11 protein-coding genes and 1 pseudogene are annotated in these 15,678 nt (G+C 58.1%); 9 read left to right on the forward strand and 3 right to left on the reverse strand.

All coding sequences use genetic code 11. From position 1 onward, the window contains the following. The first annotated feature begins 842 nt into the window (after positions 1-842). From atzF to urtE, 8 genes are all read left to right on the forward strand, one after another. Positions 843-2,645 carry an allophanate hydrolase gene (atzF, locus tag ACSZO4_RS20095; protein ID WP_437890851.1) on the forward strand — a complete coding sequence of 601 codons (1,803 nt, stop codon included), beginning with the start codon at positions 843-845 and terminating at the stop codon, positions 2,643-2,645. Beyond that, a complete protein-coding gene (gene uca / locus ACSZO4_RS20100; protein WP_437890852.1) occupies positions 2,638-6,255 on the forward strand; it encodes an urea carboxylase in 3,618 nt (1,205 codons plus the stop codon). Before atzF ends, uca begins: the two co-directional genes overlap by 8 nt. A gap of 10 nt (positions 6,256-6,265) precedes the next feature. Further along, complete coding sequence (locus ACSZO4_RS20105; RefSeq protein WP_437890853.1) at positions 6,266-6,967, forward strand: GntR family transcriptional regulator; 702 nt, start codon at positions 6,266-6,268, stop codon at positions 6,965-6,967. 65 nt (positions 6,968-7,032) lie between these two features. After that, positions 7,033-8,304 carry an urea ABC transporter substrate-binding protein gene (gene urtA, locus ACSZO4_RS20110; RefSeq protein WP_437890854.1) on the forward strand — a complete coding sequence of 424 codons (1,272 nt, stop codon included), beginning with the start codon at positions 7,033-7,035 and terminating at the stop codon, positions 8,302-8,304. A gap of 76 nt (positions 8,305-8,380) precedes the next feature. Next, entirely contained in the window at positions 8,381-9,955 is a 1,575-nt protein-coding gene (gene urtB / locus ACSZO4_RS20115) for an urea ABC transporter permease subunit UrtB (RefSeq protein WP_437890855.1), read from the forward strand. Continuing rightward, the gene (gene urtC, locus ACSZO4_RS20120; RefSeq protein ID WP_437890856.1) at positions 9,955-11,031 is read left to right on the forward strand and encodes an urea ABC transporter permease subunit UrtC; all 1,077 of its coding nucleotides are present in this window, start codon (positions 9,955-9,957) and stop codon (positions 11,029-11,031) included. The genes urtB and urtC overlap by 1 nt, the downstream gene beginning before the upstream one ends. Beyond that, positions 11,024-11,815, forward strand: coding sequence for an urea ABC transporter ATP-binding protein UrtD (gene urtD, locus ACSZO4_RS20125; protein ID WP_437890857.1), 792 nt, complete (start codon positions 11,024-11,026; stop codon positions 11,813-11,815). Before urtC ends, urtD begins: the two co-directional genes overlap by 8 nt. A 2-nt stretch (positions 11,816-11,817) precedes the next feature. After that, positions 11,818-12,516, forward strand: a complete 699-nt coding sequence (gene urtE, locus ACSZO4_RS20130; protein ID WP_437890858.1) for an urea ABC transporter ATP-binding subunit UrtE — start codon at positions 11,818-11,820, stop codon at positions 12,514-12,516. A 72-nt stretch (positions 12,517-12,588) separates the two neighbouring features. Here the strand turns inward: urtE and ACSZO4_RS20135 are convergent, their stop codons facing one another. Further along, a complete protein-coding gene (locus ACSZO4_RS20135) occupies positions 12,589-12,939 on the reverse strand; it encodes a DUF1304 domain-containing protein (protein WP_437890859.1) in 351 nt (116 codons plus the stop codon). A gap of 182 nt (positions 12,940-13,121) precedes the next feature. Between ACSZO4_RS20135 and ACSZO4_RS20140 the strand changes: the two genes are divergently transcribed. Next, on the forward strand, positions 13,122-14,126 hold the full coding sequence (locus tag ACSZO4_RS20140; protein WP_437890860.1) for an aldo/keto reductase: 1,005 nt from the start codon (positions 13,122-13,124) through the stop codon (positions 14,124-14,126). Positions 14,127-14,170: 44 nt separating this feature from the next. Here the strand turns inward: ACSZO4_RS20140 and ACSZO4_RS20145 are convergent, their stop codons facing one another. Continuing rightward, entirely contained in the window at positions 14,171-14,911 is a 741-nt protein-coding gene (locus ACSZO4_RS20145) for a YoaK family protein (protein ID WP_437890861.1), read from the reverse strand. 182 nt (positions 14,912-15,093) lie between these two features. Further along, a pseudogene (locus ACSZO4_RS20150) lies at positions 15,094-15,609 on the reverse strand (arylamine N-acetyltransferase family protein); the annotation flags it as partial. Positions 15,610-15,678: the final 69 nt, after the last annotated feature.

Here is a 15,678-nt window from a genome sequence, read left to right on the forward strand (position 1 = left end):
GTCAGTCCGTTAATTGCACTGACTTAATTAGATCAAAGTCCCGGCCTCACGGCCAGGACTTTGTCAGCAGTCTGAACCCTCCGGACGGAGGGTTTGAGATTGCTGACAAATGTGCTTAAAAGTGAATAGGGTTTGTTTTTCTCCCTCTCCTTTCCAGGGAGAGGGCCGGGGTGAGGGTGATAACGCTCTGATGAGTCAGCATATTTCCCCTCACCCTAACCCTCTCCCCGAAGGGGCGAGGGGATCGTCCGTGCTCTTTTTAGGGTTTGTCATCAGTCTGAAACCCGCTTCGGCGGGTTTTTTGTTTTCCTCTCTGTTGGCGGGAGAGGGCCGGGGTGAGGGGGAGCATACGGCTCTGGAGGTCATTCCGTTCACCTTAAGTTCCTTGCTTCTTTGCTGCCACATCACTGGTGAACGTGCCAGGGCGACATCACGGCGTCGATATTCAGTCGGGTTATCCACCTGACCTTTACTGCACTACATTAAAAGTAAAACCTGATGGCCGGAAAAGTGAACGAAACAATTCCTCAAATCTTATAGCGTGTTTCATGTAAGACTCATCAGCCCTCTGCCCCTTATTTTGAATAAAGACATTTTCCTGCCTAAAATATCTTAGCCTCGCTCTTATTATCTATAAGCTTATTATCTGTCGTGCTTGCATAATATTATTTATTCCAATCACACTACGCACCTGAAAAGTACATTACTGTTCCGAAATAGTGCAGGCGAACTATCAGATAAATAGCTGGTTTTCATTATTTTAAAGTAAAAACAAACAGTTAAATTATTGGCATGTACATTGCTTATTGAATTCCATCTTGTATACCAGCAGGAATTCCAGCATGACAATAATGACAGGGAAAACCCTGAGTGCATGGCGAAAGACAATTGAAAAAGACAGTGAGGCAGTATTCTCACTATTAAAAACGCATCTTGATTCTCTCTCCGTTGACGATAACGCATGGATTGTTCTGGCAAGCGAAGAGCAATTACGCGCGCAACTGGATGCTTTACTCCCGATTTATCGTGAAGATCCGTACGCACTTCCGCTGTTCGGTATTCCGTTTGCGGTGAAAGACAATGTGGATGTGGCGGGCTGGCCAACCAGCGCCGCCTGTCCGGCCTTTACCTACACCGCGAAACAGGACGCGACCGCTGTCGCCCGGCTTAAAGCGGCGGGTGCGGTGCTGATCGGCAAAACCAACCTCGATCAATTCGCCACTGGCCTTGTGGGAACCCGTTCACCCTTTGGCGCGGTACCTAACACCTTTAATCCTGACTATGTGAGCGGCGGCTCCAGTTCCGGCTCGGCGTCAGTGGTGGCCCGGGGGCTGGTGCCGTTCTCCTTTGGCACCGACACCGCCGGATCCGGGCGCGTCCCCGCCGGCTTTAACAACATCGTCGGGCTGAAACCCACCAAAGGCTGGCTGTCGGCAACCGGCGTGGTGCCTGCCTGTCGTCTGAATGACACCCTGTCGGTGTTTGCTCTCACCGTGGAAGACGCGTTTCTCGTTGCCACCCTTGCGGGCGGGGAAGACGCCGCTGACGCATACTCCCGCGCCAACCCGGCAACGGCCCCTGCGGCTTTGCCGCAAAACCCGGTCTTCGCCATTCCGGCTGAAATGGAATTTTTTGCTGATGAGCAGGCGCAACAGGCCTGGCTGGAGGCGCTCGACGCGCTACGCGCCAGCGGTGTAACGCTCAAACCCATCGACTTTTCCGCTTTCACCGCACTTGCGGAACAACTCTATCAGGGGCCGTGGGTGGCTGAACGCACGGCGGCGGTGGGCGAGATGTTGCAGCACCCGCAGGAGATGGATCCCACGGTCTACGGCATTATCTCTGCCGGGCTGAACTACAGCGCGGTCGACGCCTTCAAAGCGGAATATCTGCGTGCTGAGCTGACGCGGGAAATCCAGCAAGCCTTAAGTGAGGTGGATGCGCTGGTGGTGCCGACGTCGCCCACCATTCATACCCTCGAGGAGATGAAGCAGGAGCCCGTTCGCTTCAACTCGCAGTTTGGGACCTACACCAACTTTACCAACCTTGCCGATCTCAGCGCGCTGGCGCTGCCCGCCGCGTTTCGCCAGGACGGACTGCCCGCGGGCATTACCCTGATTGCCCCGGCCTGGCATGACCGCGCGCTGGCCTCCTTTGGCCTGCGCTGGCAGCAGCAACAGGCGCTGCCGCTGGGGGCGACCGGGCAGGACTTTACGCCCTCTGAGTCTGCGCTTCCTGTTTCACCACAGCACGTCCGCGTGGCGGTGGTCGGGGCGCATCTGCGCGGCATGCCGCTCAATTTCCAGCTGATTAACCGTAATGCCGTGTTTGTTGAGGCAACGGAAACCGCGCCGTGCTACCGGCTTTATGCGCTGGCCAATACCCAACCGGCGAAACCCGGTATTGCCCGTCAGTCATCGGGAGCGCAGATAGCGGTAGAGCTATGGGATATACCGCTGGCCCGCTTTGGCGAGTTTGTGGCCGAGATCCCCGCGCCACTCGGCATTGGTTCTCTGGAACTGGCTGATGGCCGCCAGGTGAAAGGCTTTATCTGCGAACCGTCTGCACTTAACGATGCTACCGACATCACTGAATTCAAAGGCTGGCGTAACTGGATTACCCGCCAGGAGAGCAAACATGTTTAACACCGTATTGATTGCCAACCGGGGCGAAATCGCCTGTCGCGCCATCCGCACGCTGCAACGCCTGGGTATCAAAAGCGTGGCGGTTTACTCCGACGCCGATAAAAGCGCCGAACATGTCAAACAGGCTGATATGGCGATTGCGCTGGGAGGTGAAAAAGCGAGTGACAGCTATCTGCGCATCGACAAGATCCTCAAAGCCGCACGGGTAAGCGGGGCGCAAGCCATCTGGCCGGGGTACGGATTTTTATCGGAAAGCCTGCCCTTTGCCGATGCCTGCGCCAAAGCCGGAATTGTTTTTGTCGGGCCGACTGCGCAGCAGATTGGCGAGTTTGGCCTTAAACACCGGGCGCGTGAGCTGGCCGCTCAGGCAGGCGTCCCCATGACGCCAGGCACCGGGCTGCTCGACTCGCTGGAAGATGCGCTGACGGCGGCGGAGAAGATTGGCTACCCGGTGATGCTTAAAAGTACCGCCGGTGGCGGCGGTATCGGCCTGACGCGCTGCGCCGATGCCCAGGGGCTGCAACAGGCCTGGGAGAGCGTGCGTCGTCTTGGCGAGCAGTTCTTTAGCGATGCCGGGGTCTTTGTTGAGCGCTGTATCGATCGGGCGCGCCATATTGAAGTGCAAATCTTTGGCGACGGTAAAGGCAATGTGGTGGCGCTGGGCGAGCGCGACTGCTCTTTACAGCGCCGCAACCAGAAAGTGGTGGAAGAAACCCCTGCGCCGAACCTGCCAGCCGCCACCCGCGAGGCGCTTCTGGCCGCCGCCGTGCAGCTTGGCAAGCTGGTGAATTACCGCAGTGCGGGCACGGTGGAGTTTATCTATGACGCCGAACTGGACGCGTTCTATTTCCTTGAAGTGAACACCCGTCTGCAGGTTGAACATCCGGTGACCGAAGCGGTGACCGGGCTGGATCTGGTTGAGTGCATGCTGCGGGTGGCGGCAGACGAACCCATTGACTGGACCCGGCTGGCGCAGGCTCCACAGGGCGCGGCCATTGAAGTGCGCATTTATGCGGAAAACCCGCTGAAAAACTTCCAGCCCAGCCCCGGCGTATTGACCGAAGTGGCCTTCCCGGACGGTGTGCGTATTGACACCGGGGTGACCACCGGCAGCGAAGTGTCCGCGTTTTATGACCCGATGATCGCCAAGCTTATTGTTCAGGGCCAGGATCGCCAGCAGGCGCTGGCAAAACTTCAGGCGGCGCTCGATGCCACCCGTTTGCACGGTATTGCCACTAACCTCGATTACCTGCGCCAGGTTACCGCCAGCAGCGAGTTCCAGACCGGCAGTGCCTGGACGCGGATGCTCGACAGCTATGTGGCTCACTCTGCGGTGATTGAAGTTATCCAGCCGGGAACCTGGAGCAGTATCCAGGATTATCCGGGACGCCTGGGCTACTGGGATATTGGCGTCCCGCCCTCCGGCCCGATGGACGACTTTGCCTTCCGTCTTGCCAACCGTATCGTGGGCAACCATGAAACCGCAGCAGGGATGGAATTCACCCTGCAAGGCCCGGTATTGCAGTTCCATAGCGACGCGGTGATTGCCCTGACGGGCGCCGATTGCCAGACAACCCTTGATGGCGAACCGGTGGCGCTGTGGCAACCGGTGAACGTGAAAGCCGGGCAAACTCTGGCCTATGGCCGCGCTAAGGAAGGCTGCCGCGCGTATCTTGCGGTGCGCAACGGGCTTGATGTCCCGCAGTATCTCGGCAGCCGCTCCACCTTTGCGCTGGGGCAATTTGGCGGGCACGCCGGGCGCACGCTGAAGGTCGCCGATCTGTTGCCTATTTCTGACCCGCAGCGTGCGGCCTGCACCACGCCTGCGCCGGTAAGCGAACCCCAGCCTCTCAGTGCGGCGCTGATCCCCGAGTATGGCGATGTCTGGCGCATTGGCGTGCTTTATGGCCCGCACGGCGCGCCGGATTTCTTTACTCAGGAAGCCATCGACGAGTTTTTTGCCAGCGACTGGCAGGTGCATTACAACTCTAACCGCCTCGGCGTGCGTCTGGTCGGCCCGAAACCGAGCTGGACCCGTCCCAACGGCGGGGAGGCCGGTTTGCATCCCTCCAACGTCCATGACTGCGAATACGCCATGGGGGCGATTAACTTTACCGGCGATTTCCCGGTGATCCTGACCCGCGACGGCCCAAGCCTCGGGGGCTTCGTCTGCCCGGTGACTATCGCCAAAGCGGAGTTGTGGAAAGTCGGCCAGGTTAAACCGGGGGACAGCATTCGTTTCTACCCGATAAGCGTCGAAGAGGCGGTTGCCAGGGAGAAAGCCCAGAACCGCAGTATCGAAACCCTGCACACCAGCAGCCTTGCGACATTCGTGACACCGTCACTTGCCGATCACGATGGCGTTTCCGCCGCGGCGCTGGTGTCGCTGGCGGCCAGCGCAGGCACACCGGCCATTGTCTATCGCCAGGCCGGGGATAACTACATTCTGATTGAGTACGGCGACAACGTACTGGATCTGGCGCTGCGCCTGCGCGTGCATCTGCTGATGGAGCATCTGCGCGCCCAGGCGCATCCGGGGATCAAAGAGCTGTCGCCGGGCGTGCGTTCGTTGCAGGTGCGCTACGACAGCCTGGAAATCAGCCAGCAGGCGCTGGTGGCATTGCTGCTTGAGCTGGAGGCGCGCATTGGCGATGTCAGCCAGATGAAAGTGCCGTCACGTATTGTGCATCTGCCGATGGCCTTTGAAGACAGCGCCACCCTGGATGCCGTCAGCCGCTACAAAGACACCGTTCGCGCCACCGCGCCCTGGCTGCCGAACAACGTTGATTTTATTCAGCGCATCAACGGACTGGACAGTCGGGAAGACGTTAAACAGACCATTTTTGACGCCAGCTATCTGATCCTGGGCTTAGGCGACGTCTATCTTGGCGCGCCCTGTGCGGTGCCGGTGGATCCGCGCCACCGTCTTCTCAGTTCCAAATACAACCCGGCGCGCACCTTTACCGCCGAAGGCACGGTCGGGATTGGCGGCATGTATATGTGCATCTACGGCATGGACTCCCCTGGCGGCTACCAGCTGGTGGGGCGCACGTTGCCTATCTGGAACAAGTTCCTGAAAAACGAACAGTTCGCCGCCGGTGAGCCGTGGCTGCTGCACTTCTTCGACCAGGTGCGTTTCTACCCGGTCAGCGAAGAGGAGCTGACGGCGCTGCGTGACGATTTCCGCGAAGGACGCGCGACGGTGCGTATTGAAGAGACGGTGTTTGATTTCCCGGCGCATCTGCAATTCCTCGCAACCCACGCCGCTGAAATTGCCGATTTCCGCAGCCGTCAGGCCCAGGCGTTTGAGGCCGAGGTCGAGCTCTGGCAGCAGGACGATCAGGCGCTGACGGTGGAGATCCCCGAACCTGAGATCGTCGACGAGGTGGATGACGGCGCGCTGGCGGTGACGGCCGACATGAACGGCAACATCTGGAAAGTGCTGGTGGAGCCGGGCGATGAGGTGAGCGAAGGCCAGCCGCTGGTGATTGTCGAAGCCATGAAGATGGAGCTTGCCATTAACGCGCCCCAGGCGGGCAAAGTGAAACGCATCGCCTGCCAGCCGGGGCGTCCGGTCAGTCCTGGCGACACGCTGCTGTGGCTGGAATAAGGAGACGCTGATGACAAGCGAAAAGGGCGGTAAAAAGCGCACGCCAGGGCTGGCGGAGCGTATCTATTACGAACTCAAGAACGACATCTTCGATTTTCGCCTGATGCCGGGAGCGCATTTCAGCGAAAACGAGATCTCCGAGCGGATGTCGGCCAGCCGCACGCCGGTGCGCCAGGCGCTGTTCTGGCTGGAGCATGAAGGCTATGTGCAGGTTTACTCGCGCAGTGGATGGCAGGTGAAACCTTTTGATTTCAACTATTTCGAGGCGCTTTACGATTTTCGTATCGTGCTGGAAAGGGAAGCGGTGCGCCGTCTGTGCGGTATGCCGCCGGGTATCTGTTCCGAACACCTGGCAGAGCTTGTCCGTTTCTGGATAGAAGCCCCCCGCATGGAGCCGAGTAAAGCCTTATCGCTTCAGGATGAGCAATTTCACACCACCCTGGTTCGCGCCAGCGGCAACAGTGAAATGGCCAGAGTGCATGTGGAGTTAACCGAGAAGATGCGCATCATTCGCCATCTCGATTTCACCCGCAATGACCGCGTGGATGCAACCTACAACGAACATGCCCGCATTTTAGAGGCGATCCTGAAACAACAGACAGAGGAGGCGCAGCGCATCCTGACCGAGCACATTTCTCAGAGCAAAGCCGAGGTCAGGAAAATCACCTTACACATGCTCCAGCAGGCAAGTTTGCAACCTGTTTCACCTTAGCCGTGGTTCCACCCCGCCGTGCGGCGGGGCTCATAAATTACACAATATCATTTAGGGGTTTCGCAATGAAAAGACGTTCTTTACTGAAAGCATTTGCCCTGTCGGCCACCTTTTTGAGCATGGGCTTTTCTTTACAGGCATACGCAGCAGACACCATTAAAGTGGGGGTGATGCACTCCCTGTCCGGCACCATGGCTATCTCGGAAACTCCGCTGAAAGACATGGCGCTGATGGCGATTGACGACATTAACGCCAAAGGCGGCGTACTGGGTAAAAAACTCGAGCCGGTGGTAGTTGACCCGGCATCCAACTGGCCGCTGTTTGCCGAAAAAGCCCGTCAGCTACTGACTCAGGATAAAGCCGCCGTCGTCTTCGGCTGCTGGACCTCGGTATCGCGTAAATCGGTGCTGCCGGTGTTTGAAGAGCTGAACGGCCTGCTGTTCTATCCGGTGCAGTACGAGGGCGAAGAGATGTCGCCGAACGTGTTCTATACCGGCGCGGCGCCAAACCAGCAGGCTATTCCGGCGGTGGAATATATGATGAGTGAAGACGGCGGCGGCGCAAAACGCTTCTTCCTGCTCGGCACCGACTACGTCTACCCGCGCACCACCAACAAGATCCTGCGTGCCTTCCTGCACACCAAAGGCGTTCAGGATAAAGACATTGAAGAGGTCTACACCCCGTTTGGTTACAGCGATTACCAGACCATTGTCGCCAATATCAAGAAATTCTCTGCGGGCGGCAAAACGGCGGTGATCTCCACCATCAACGGCGACTCCAACGTGCCTTTCTATAAAGAGCTGGCTAACCAGGGCATTAAAGCGACCGATGTTCCGGTTGTTGCTTTCTCCGTGGGTGAAGAAGAGCTGCGCGGGATCGACACCAAACCGCTGGTTGGTCATCTGGCCGCGTGGAACTACTTTGAGTCGGTCAGCAACCCGGTGAACACCAAATTTGTCGCTGATTACAAGGCTTACGCCAAAGCGCACAAACTGCCGAACGCCGACACCGTGGTGACCAACGATCCGATGGAAGCGACCTGGGTGGGGATCCATATGTGGGCGCAGGCGGTTGAGAAAGCAGGCACCACCGACGTGGATAAAGTGCGTGCCGCAATGGCAGGGCAGACCTTCGCTGCGCCAAGCGGCTTTACCCTGACCATGGATGCCACCAACCACCACCTGCACAAACCGGTGATGATCGGTGAAATCGAAGAGAACGGGCAGTTCAACGTGGTGTGGAACACCGACCAGCCGGTCCGTGCTCAGCCGTGGAGCCCGTTCATCGCTGGCAATGATAAAAAACCGGATCATCCGGTGAAAACCGGCGGCAAATAAACCCTGGTATACGTGACAGGGGCAGAGTGACTGCCCCTGTCAGTGGCTGAACGTTCCGGCAAAAGACACTGACACCATGAAAATATTCCCGGCTTTGGCCTTTCTCATTTCAGGCTGCCTGCTGATGACCTCCGTTGCGCAGGCCGGGCCTGCCGCCGACTACGGCAAGGCCAGCCGCACACAACAGGCGCAGTTGCTTCAGCAATGGTCTGCCGCGCCCGAGGCGTCACGTTTGCCGCTATTGCAGGCGCTGAAGGACGAATCCGTGGTCGCTGACCAAAACGGCCAGCTCTTTACGGAGCAGGGCGGCAAATTCGTGCCGATGGAGGGCGATGCAGCCCCCGAGGGTGCGACCAAAAAAGTATTTATGAACAACCGTATTCGTGGCCTGGTGGCCAGCGCGCTGGCGACACACCAGTTGACCAGCAGCGATGAAAATCTGCGTTTGCGCGCGGCCCTGACATTGCAAAACAGCGCCCAGGCCGAACAGCTGCCAGTGCTTAGCGAACGCCTGACGGCGGAGAAAAATGACGCCGTGCATACTGCGCTCGCCATTGCGGTCGCCAACTTACAGCTTTCCGACAGCCGGGCGCAGATGCGCCTGCAGGCGGTCAGACTACTGGGCGAGGCCAGCGATCCGCAGGTGCAGGCGAGTCTTACCCGCCTCACGCAACCGCAAAATGAGCCGGATGCCGCCGTGCGCGATGCGGCCGCCAAAAGCCTGCAGCAGATCCAGCAGCGGCTTAAATGGGGTGACTGGCTGGGGCAGGCGTTCAGCGGTATTTCGCTGGGGTCGATCTTACTGCTGGCGGCGCTGGGGCTGGCGATCACCTACGGCCTGCTCGGCGTGATTAATATGGCCCACGGCGAAATGCTGATGCTCGGCGCGTACTCCACCTGGCTGGTGCAGGATATGTTTGCCCGCCTGGCCCCGCAGTGGCTGGCGCTCTACCCGCTGGTGGCGCTGCCGGTGGCGTTCTTTATTACCGCCGCCGTGGGGATGGTGCTTGAACGCGCCATTATTCGCCACCTCTATGGCCGACCGCTGGAAACCCTGCTGGCGACCTGGGGGATCAGCCTGATGCTGATCCAGCTGGTGCGGGTGCTGTTCGGTACGCAAAACCTCGAAGTGGCCAACCCGGCCTGGCTCTCCGGCGGCTGGGCGGTGCTGCCCAACCTGGTGCTGCCTTACAACCGTATTGCGGTGATTATTTTTGTCGTCGGGGTGTTGATCCTGACCTGGCTGCTGCTGAACAAAACCCGGCTGGGGATGAACGTGCGCGCGGTAACGCAAAACCGGCGGATGGCCGACTGCTGCGGCGTGCCGACCGGGCGGGTCGATATGCTGGCCTTTGGCTTAGGCTCAGGGATCGCAGGGCTGGGCGGCGTGGCGCTGTCGCAACTGGGTAACGTTGGCCCGGAGCTGGGGCAGGGGTACATCATCGACTCCTTCCTGGTGGTGGTGACCGGCGGCGTCGGGCAACTGGCGGGGACGGTGGTCGCCGCGCTTGGGTTGGGTGTGCTCAATAAGGTGCTGGAGCCGCAAATTGGCGCGGTGCTGGGCAAAATCGCCATTCTGGTCTTGATTGTGCTGTTTATTCAAAAACGGCCGCAAGGATTGTTTGCATTCAAAGGGCGGGTAATTGACTGATGAGCCAACCTATCACCTTGACGATGGCCCGGCGCGCGCCGCGTCTGGCCTGTACGCTGGCCGCACTGGTTCTGGCGGCGCTGCTGGTGCTGCCCTTTTTCGCCCTGCTGCCTGCGGATAATCCGCTGGCGATCTCCACCTATACCCTGACGCTGATGGGTAAAATTCTGTGCTACGCCATTGTCGCCGTGGCGCTGGATCTGGTGTGGGGCTACGCCGGGCTGCTGTCGCTGGGGCATGGTCTGTTCTTTGCTCTCGGCGGCTACGCGATGGGCATGTACTTAATGCGCCAGGCGGCGGGTGACGGGCTGCCTGCGTTTATGTCGTTTCTGTCGTGGACCGAGCTGCCGTGGTTCTGGGCGGGTACGCAGCATTTTGCCTGGGCGCTGTGTCTGATAATCCTCGTGCCCGGCCTGCTGGCGCTGGTGTTTGGCTACTTTGCCTTTCGCTCGCGGATTAAAGACGTTTACTTTTCGATAATGACCCAGGCCCTGACCTATGCCGGAATGCTGCTGTTCTTTCGCAATGAAACAGGCTTTGGCGGTAACAACGGTTTTACCGGCTTTACCACGCTGCTCGGGTTTCAGGTTTCGGCGACCGGAACGCGCATCGGCCTGTTTGTGGCAACCGTACTGCTGCTGGCCGCGTCACTCGGCATTGGTCTGCTGCTGACGCGCAGTAAGTTTGGCCGCGTGCTGACGGCGGTGCGCGATGCGGAAAACCGTCTGATGTTCTGCGGCTACGACCCGAAAGGCTTCAAGCTGTTTGTCTGGACGCTCTCCGCAGTGCTTTGCGGGCTGGCCGGGGCGCTGTATGTGCCGCAGGTGGGGATTATTAACCCCAGCGAAATGTCGCCGACCAACTCCATTGAAGCCGCTATCTGGGTGGCGCTGGGTGGGCGCGGATCGCTGATTGGCCCGATCCTCGGGGCGGGTATCGTCAACGGCGCGAAAAGCTGGTTCACCGTGGCGTTCCCGGATTTCTGGCTCTTCTTCCTCGGCCTGATGTTTATTCTGGTCACGCTGTTCCTGCCGCGTGGGGTGATTGGCCTTCTCAAACGGAGGAAACATGACTGATTCGCTGTTTACCCAGCCGCAACCCCAGGACCGCTACCGCGAGACGTCCGACCCGGTGTTGCAGCTGGAAAATATTAACGTGACCTTCGACGCTTTCCGCGCCCTGACAGACCTGTCGCTGTCGATTGGCGTCGGCGAACTGCGCTGCGTGATAGGCCCAAACGGGGCGGGTAAAACCACCCTGATGGATGTGATCGCCGGCAAGACCCGACCGGACAGCGGCAAAGTGGTGTATGACCAGAACATCGATCTGACGGGGATGTCTTCCGTGGAGATTGCCCGCGCCGGGATTGGGCGTAAGTTCCAGAAACCGACGGTTTTTGAAGCCCTGAGCGTAATGGAAAACCTCGAAATCGCGCAGAAAATGGATAAGTCCGTCTGGACCAGCCTGCGGGCAAAACTGAGCGGAGAGCAGCAGGACCGTATCGACGAGGTGCTGCAACTGCTGCGCCTGACCGAACACCGCTCCCGCCCGTCGGGGCTGCTTTCTCACGGGCAGAAACAGTTTCTGGAAATCGGCATGCTGCTGGTGCAGGAGCCGCATCTGCTGCTGCTTGATGAACCCGCCGCCGGGCTGACCGATGCGGAAACCGACTATATTGCCGAACTGTTCCGCACCCTGGCGGGCAAGCATTCGCTGATGGTGGTGGAGCACGATATGGGCTTTGTGGAAACCATTGCCGATCATGTGACGGTTCTGCATCAGGGCCAGGTGCTGGCGGAAGGTTCACTGCGCGAAGTGCAGGCCAACGAGCAGGTTATTGATGTCTATCTGGGGCGATAATTATGTTGCAGGTTAACGACTTAAATCAGTTTTACGGCGGCAGCCATATTCTGCGCGGCCTGTCATTTGAGACGACGCCCGGCGAAATTACCTGCCTGCTGGGGCGCAACGGGGTGGGCAAAACCACGTTGCTGAAGTGCCTGATGGGCATTATCCCGGCGAAATCCGGCACCATTCACTGGCAGGGCAAGCTGATTAATCAGCGTAAGCCGCACCAGCGCGTGCAGCAGGGCATCGCCTATGTTCCCCAGGGGCGGGAGATTTTCCCTCGTCTGACGGTGGAGGAAAACCTGCTGATGGGGCTGGCGCGCTTTTCCGGCCGCCAGGCCGCCAGCGTGCCTGAGGAGATCTATGAACTGTTCCCGGTGCTGCGCGAGATGAAACAGCGACGCGGCGGCGATCTCTCCGGCGGTCAGCAACAGCAACTGGCTATTGGCCGGGCGCTGGCCTGCAAGCCGCAGTTATTAATTCTCGATGAGCCGACTGAAGGTATTCAACCCTCGGTGATTAAAGAGATTGGGGCGGTGATCCGTGGGCTGGCGAATAGGGGTGATATGGCGATTTTGCTGGTGGAGCAGTTCTATGACTTTGCCGCTGAACTGGCGGATCAGTACCTGGTGATGTCGCGCGGGACCATTATTCAGCGTGGCCGCGGAGAGGAGATGGAAGCCCAGGGCGTCCGGCATCTGGTGGCCATTTAGCGAAGAGCCGCATGCTCCCCTCACCCTGACCCTCTTGAGGGTTAGGGTGAGGCACGCAAACAGCTCCTGACTTCACCCCAGCAGCAGCGCAATCAGTGCCGCCAGCGCCGGAAGCGCCTGGATATAGAGGATTTTGCGGCTCGCCGTTGCTGCGCCAAACACCCCGGCGACCAGCACGCAGATAAGGAAAAAGAGTTTAAACGCCAGCCCGCTTTCCCCCAGCCATAGCCCCCAGAGCAGACCCGCCGCCAGAAAGCCGTTGTACAGCCCCTGATTGGCGGCCAGCACCCGGGTCTGGCGGGCAAAATCGGCGCTCAGATTAAACGCTTTGCGGCCTGTTTTGCCGTCCCACAAAAACATCTCCAGAATCAGGATCCAGATATGAATGGCAGCCACAAGAAAAATGAGGAGAGTCGCTAACACCGCAGGCCTTAATTGATAAGTGAATTTTGTCCCCAGTATAGCTTTATTCCGCTAATGATTCGGATGTCCTGCATGATTTATGATAATTGCTCATATGTGCATGCCGTTTTTGCCTGTTTATGGCGTAATTTTCATTGATTAACATGGCGGAAATGAGAACAACCTGCCAGAGAGTAAAGAATATGGAATACCGCTATATGTGCCGTAGCGGCCTTCGAGTCTCGCCACTTTGTCTTGGCGCCATGATGTTTGGCGGCGAAACCGATGAAGCCACATCAGGCCGTATCATTCACAAAGCCTTCGAACAGGGGATCAATTTTATTGATACCGCAGATGTCTACCATGCCGGCAAATCAGAAGAGATTGTCGGGCGTGCCGTCGCCGCAGAGCGCGATAAATGGGTGATCGCCACCAAGTTTGGCTTCCCCTTTAGCCAGGGAGCGAATGAGCAGGGTCAGTCGCGCAAATGGATTAACCAGTCGGTAGAGGCCAGCCTGAAACGACTCGGCTCTAACTATATCGACATTCTCTATTTTCACCGGGCGATCCCCGGCCTGCCGCTGGAAGAGAGCGTGCGCGCCGTGGGGGATCTTATTCGCCAGGGCAAAGTCCGTTATTTCGGCGTTTCCAATTTTAGCGGCTGGCGTATTGCCGAGATTTGCCGTATCGCCGACGCGCTGGGGATCGATCGCCCGGTCGCCAGTGAGCCGCTGTATAATATGGTCAGCCGCAGCGCGGAGGTTGAACAGTTGCCCGCCGCAGCGCATTACGGCCTTGGGGTTGTGCCTTACAGCCCGCTGGCGCGTGGGGTGTTAAGCGGCAAATACAGGCCGGATGTCGCTCCACCGGCAGAGAGCCGGGCAGGGCGCGGCGATGTACGTATTCAGCAAACGGAATGGCGCAGAGAATCCCTCGATATCGCCCAGAAAATGGTGTCCTGGGCGCAGGAACGCGGCACCACGCCGGTCTCCTTCGCCCTGGCCTGGGTTCTTAACAATGCGTATGTGACCTCAACCATTGCCGGGCCGCGAACCGAAGCGCACTGGGACAGCTATATGGCTGCGCTGGACTTTAAGCTCACCGCTGAGGATGAACAGTTTATTGACAGCCTGGTGCCGCCAGGCCACGTCTCCACTTACGGCTATACCGATCCGGGCTACCCGATTGAAGGGCGTAAAACCCGCTAAGGGCGTGGCCTGAGTTCAGTAATTGCGGCCTTGTTGCAACTCATCTAATGTATGCGCAGACGAACTCTGCGCACACGAACGCTGACGGTGATGATGGACACCGTGGCAACCGTCATCAACAACAATCCGATTGCCAGCATGGCATTAAATCCAAACCATCTGAACAGAACCAGCCCTGCGATCCCGCCGCTAAGAAAGGAGAACAGGGTTGTCAGATGGGTTTTAAGCTGGCTTTTTTGTGCCGCAGTATCTTTGGAATAATCGCGGCGCAGCATCGCCATAATGACAGAGGCCAGCGCAATGCCAGCGTCCGTCAGGGTACCGGTAATATGGGTGGATCTGACCCGGCCTGCGGAAAGCTGCGTGGACGTCGAATTGTGGATCCCCATCAGCCCGCAGAGAATAACAATAATCTCCTGGTTACTGGTGAGGGTGTGAAAATGCATTTCGAACAGCGAGATCCCCGTCAGCAACACGCCTTCGGCAAACAGCAACTGGCAAAAAATCAGCCTCAGGTTATGCATAATTCCCCATAGAACCACGATGCGGGCAATCATGGCCCCGCTGACAAATGCCAGAATAATGGTGCTGAAAAAAAGAATGTCATTGAGGTCGGTAGTGGAGACTTCGCTGGAGAGCTGGGAGGTGTTGCCGGTCATATGCGAGGGAAAGAAACCAAATGCCCCCAGCGCGATGGCGTTTAATAACCCGGCTGAAGTCGCAAGCCATAGCGCCAGCCTGCGATCTTCCTGATGAGTACGTTCTTTCTTTAATTTAATCAGCAAAGAATACCTCCCCGTTGAGCTTTGCCTGAACCCTGAGGCTAGCAAAAGGCAGCAACGGGAAACTTAGGATGTGGCTTAATTATTTTGTGATCGGCGTCAAATAGTCTCTCTTTCAGCGCTCCGTGTTTCATATGCCAGGGCGACCAGAGGGCACAAGCGTGCGCGTTGGTCGCCAGGCCTGCTTAGCTGAGGGACAATCCAAAGCGGTTTTTCACCACTGAGGCAATTTCATCCTGCGCCAGCTGCTGCTGTTCGACGCCACTGGCGGTGATCGACTTCAGCATATTGCCCAGCAAAATCAGGCGTCCTTCGGGGCGATGCTGAATAATCAGCAGCTTCTGTACAAAGATGGCATCAGGGTGGGTGGCATTCAGGTAGTTCGCGGGAACGAAATCAATCCATACCTGAGGCGTCAGGTCAAAGCCGTATTGACTGGCCCATTCGCCTTCGACCTTAGCCTGCAGCAGGTACTCGCCGCTGGCGTGACGGGTGAGCCGGAAGCTGTCGAAATCCTGCGCGATATCGGTATCGAGCATATCCAGGGCCACGGGCGCGCGGATGCCGTAGCTGCCGAATCCCAGGTCACAAAGCCACTGACGACCATCGACTTCAGCCACCACCGCCATATGGGTTTTTGGTCGGCGAGCCGGGTAGAACATCGGCCGCGCCGCAACAAAGCGGTAGGGTATGCCTAAGGAAGGTGCGATTTAATCGGTGGGGTTCAGTGGAGTCCTTATCTGTATTAGCCTTACCTTAGCTGAGCTGTA

It is taken from the genome of Phytobacter sp. V91 (genome assembly GCF_965644225.1).
GTDB lineage: Bacteria > Pseudomonadota > Gammaproteobacteria > Enterobacterales > Enterobacteriaceae > CBFFRJ01.